This is a genomic window from Paracoccus sp. 22332 (assembly GCF_052045125.1).
GTDB lineage: Bacteria > Pseudomonadota > Alphaproteobacteria > Rhodobacterales > Rhodobacteraceae > Paracoccus > Paracoccus haematequi_A.
The window spans coordinates 1-2,831 of record NZ_JBQEOI010000102.1 but is presented as its reverse complement, the minus strand read 5'-3'; the positions used below and the strand labels follow the sequence as shown (position 1 = coordinate 2,831).

The 2,831-nt window shown below is 59.6% G+C and carries 3 protein-coding genes and 1 pseudogene; 2 read left to right on the top strand and 2 right to left on the bottom strand.

The annotated features are described in order from the left end of the window. Positions 1-85: 85 nt before the first annotated feature. A protein-coding gene (locus ACTJI6_RS23890) for an IS630 family transposase (protein ID WP_440803214.1) occupies positions 86-1,044 on the top strand; the annotation gives its coding sequence in 2 pieces (ribosomal slippage) (positions 86-427 and positions 430-1,044; 957 coding nt in all). A 158-nt stretch (positions 1,045-1,202) separates the two neighbouring features. Here the strand turns inward: ACTJI6_RS23890 and ACTJI6_RS23885 are convergent. Next, on the bottom strand, positions 1,203-1,403 hold the full coding sequence (locus tag ACTJI6_RS23885; protein ID WP_347140345.1) for a heavy-metal-associated domain-containing protein: 201 nt from the start codon (positions 1,401-1,403) through the stop codon (positions 1,203-1,205). Positions 1,404-1,496: 93 nt separating this feature from the next. Between ACTJI6_RS23885 and ACTJI6_RS23880 the strand changes: the two genes are divergently transcribed. Next, positions 1,497-1,979 carry a c-type cytochrome gene (locus tag ACTJI6_RS23880; protein WP_440804241.1) on the top strand — a complete coding sequence of 161 codons (483 nt, stop codon included), beginning with the start codon at positions 1,497-1,499 and terminating at the stop codon, positions 1,977-1,979. Position 1,980: 1 nt separating this feature from the next. Here the strand turns inward: ACTJI6_RS23880 and ACTJI6_RS23875 are convergent. Then, positions 1,981-2,741 (bottom strand): annotated as a pseudogene (locus ACTJI6_RS23875) (IS5 family transposase). Between the last annotated feature and the right edge of the window lie 90 nt (positions 2,742-2,831).

The following is a 2,831-nucleotide window of genomic DNA, read 5'->3' as shown; positions in this document are numbered from 1 at the left end:
TTAAAGCGTTTCGGTAAAAACGTGAATCGCAGAGGGATTCCTGCAAGACCCAGTTTGTGCTCCTCTTGTTCGGGGAGGATGGGTCATGTCAGCACCTTTGCCGAATGCGCTTCGGACGCGGTTTCAGCGGTATATTGAAGAGGGACTGAGCGGCCGTGCCGCAGCCATGCGCTTGAAGGTGTCAGCTGCAACAGGCGCACGGTGGGCACAGTTGATCCGGACACGCGGTCACGCTCATCCCGCGCCTCAGGGCCGCCCTCTTGGGCGAGGCAAGCTCGCGCCCTATCAGGCGTTGTTCGAGGAACTGGTCACCCAGGATCCTGACATCACGCTCTTCGAGCTGCGCGACGCCCTAGCGATGGCGGAAGGTGTCGAAGTTCACCATTCCTCCATTGCCGCGCTGCTGTCGCGGCTCGGCTTCACCTATAAAAAAAATCGCTGGTGGCCAGCGAACGGGGCCGCGCAAGGGTAAGGCAGGCCCGGCACGATTGGTTGACGCGCCGCTTGCCTGCAATGCGGCGCCAGCCGGAACGGCTTGTGTTCATTGATGAGACGTCCATCAAAACGAACCTTACCCGCCTCCCTGGTCGCGCTCCCTGCGGTGAGCGGCTCGCCATGGACGCGCCCTTCGGACACTGGAACAGCCAGACCTTCATTGCAGGACTGACCCAGAACGGCCTGATTGCCCCTTGGGTCATCAAGGGCGCGATGGACGGACCTGCCTTCGCCGCCTACGTCGAAAAGGTTCTGGTGCCGGAACTGATGCCCGGCACTGTTGTCATCCTGGACAACCTCGCGACACACCGGAACGTCGAGGCAGCCAAAGCCATCAAGCAGGCTGGCTGTTGGTTTCTCTACCTGCCGCCATACTCCCCAGACCTGAACCCCATCGAGCAGGCGTTCTCGAAGCTCAAAGCGCATCTGCGCAAGGTCGGCGCACGCACCTTTACCGAACTGTTCGACGCGCTCCGAGACATCTGCGGAATGTTCACGCCCGCTGAGTGCTGGAACTACTTTCAGGCAGCTGGCTATGTCGCAGGTTAATCCCGAAACGCTTTAGCAGGAAAAAGGCGGTTCATGCTCCAACCTTACGGTGGGTCATCGCTACCCCTATCAGCTCTTCTGGCAGCCTGCTGCTGATCGGCAGCAGGCTGGCTTTCTCATCGGCCTAGGACCAACTGAAGATCGAAACGATAATCTCGTTAGCCTGTGGTCGGCGCGACCGGGTAGCCCGCCGCAGCAAGAGCAGACGCAAAGCGGGCATGCGGCAGATCACTGGCCAACTCAACCTCGCGACGGTCCTGGTGAATGACAATGCGCGCATCCGGATCAACGGACTCGATGGCTCGGGTGACACCGCGTGCACAGCCGCCACAGCTCATGTTTGGGATGTGGAAACGCATGATCTCTCCTAAGCTTGCCATGTCTGACAAAATGGGAACTACCAATGCAGAAGTTCAAGACGGCAACCTCAAAACAGCTTTCAAGGTTGACCTTTGCGCAACCGGTACAATCTGACGGGCATGAAGAGAAGCTATCTGCCTGCCATCCCAAAATGGGCGATACGGCTGCTTGTCGTCGGCTTTGCTACCGGAGTCGGTTGGGTGGTCTGGGGTTATGGCAAGACAGCCGATCTGCAACGCGGGGTTCAACTTTATTCCGAACACTATGCAGTATGCCACGGTGCCCAGCTCGAAGGGCAACCCGACTGGCAGATTGCGGATGAAAACGGCATTCTCCCTGCCCCGCCGCATGACAGATATGGCCATACCTGGCATCATGCCGACGCTATGCTGGAAGATTATATCCGCCGGGGAGGTCAGGCAGTCCTGGATGACATAGGGGTGAGCATGACATCCGGCATGCCCGCTTTTGGCTCGATCCTGAGCGACGACGACGTTGGCGCCATACTCGCGTTCATCAAGTCGTCTTGGCCGAAGCGAATTCAGGCTGTTCAAGCCAGTAAAAATGATGGCTAGGTCATGTTGACAAATGGCGGAGCCAGAGGCGGATCGACGTGATGTCGATGAAGCCCAGGAAGCTTTCGGCGGTCTTGTCGTAGCGGGTGGCGACGCGACGGGCATTCTTGAGCTTGTTGAAGCACCGCTCAACGAGATTGCGCAGGCGGTAGAGCCTGCGGTCAACGGCGACCCGTAGCTTCCGGGTTTTGCGCATGGGGATGACCGGCACCACGTCGCGCACCTCCATGGTCTTGCGGATGTTGTCGGAGTCGTAGCCGCGGTCTGCGAGCAGAACGCTTGGCTCGGGCAGGTTGTCAGCCATGACCAGATCGAAGCCGAGGTAGTCCGATGTCTGCCCGGCCGTGATCTCGGTTCTCATGGGCAGGCCTGCCGCATTGACCCGCAGATGGATCTTGGTCGTGAAGCCACCTCGCGAGCGGCCGAAACCTTGGCGCGGAGTCCCCCTTTTGCGCCCGCTGCCTGATGATGAGCGCGAACCACGGTGCTGTCGATCATCTGCAGCGCATCCGGCACGATCCGGCTCTCGTTCAGCGCCTCCAGGATCTGTTCCCACAGCCCCGCCAACGTCCAGCGCCGGAACTGCCGATAGACAGACGACCATTTGCCGAACTCTTCCGGCAGGTCGCGCCAGGGCGACCCCGTTCGGGCGATCCAGAAAATCCCATCCAGAACAAGCCGATGGTTCGTGGGCTTGCGGCCGTTCGGAGAACGGACAGCCAGGATGAAGCGTTCAAAGAACGCCCACTCGTCGTTCGACATCAGGTTTCGTGCCACGCTGGTCTCCATTGCAGATACCAGCTTGAATCACGATCACCGCGCCCGGTGAATCCCTTTTGTCAACACGCCCTA